This is a genomic window from Aminobacter sp. P4_D5, from assembly GCF_056401815.1.
The window spans coordinates 1-538 of record NZ_JBFUIP010001288.1 but is presented as its reverse complement, the minus strand read 5'-3'; the positions used below and the strand labels follow the sequence as shown (position 1 = coordinate 538).

Sequence of the window (538 nt, the reverse complement as noted above, 5' to 3'; positions counted from 1 at the left end):
CGACTGCCTGGGACAAGGCGCTGCTTTGCGATCCCGTCTCGGCCTTCGGCGGCATCGTCGCCGCGAACCGCACGCTGGATGCGGCGGCGGCGGAGAAGATCGCCGCCATCTTCACCGAGGTGGTCATCGCGCCGGATGCGGATGAAGCCGCCCAGGCGATCTTCGCGAAGAAGAAGAATCTTCGCCTCCTGCTGACGGGCGGCCTTCCCGACGCGACGGCCCCCGGCATGTTCTTCAAGAGCGTGGCCGGCGGCTTCCTCGCCCAGTCGCGCGATGCGGGGCATGTAACCGCGGAGACTCTGAAGGTCGTGACCACGCGCGCGCCGACCGAGGCCGAGATTGCCGACCTCCTCTTCGCCTTCCGCGTCTGCAAGCATGTGAGGTCCAATGCGATCATCTATGCCAAGGGCCTGGCGACGGTCGGCATCGGCGCCGGCCAGATGAACCGCGTGGAGAGCAGCCGCATCGCAGCCTGGAAGTCGGAGGCCGCCGCCAAGGCCGCGGGCCTTTCCGAGCCGCTGGCCAAGGGCAGCGTGGT

Annotated in this window: 1 pseudogene; it reads left to right on the top strand. The window is 68.4% G+C overall.

Annotation, left to right across the window (positions count from 1 at the left end):
• Positions 1 to 538 (top strand): annotated as a pseudogene (gene purH / locus AC1DWF_RS37985) (bifunctional phosphoribosylaminoimidazolecarboxamide formyltransferase/IMP cyclohydrolase); the annotation flags it as partial.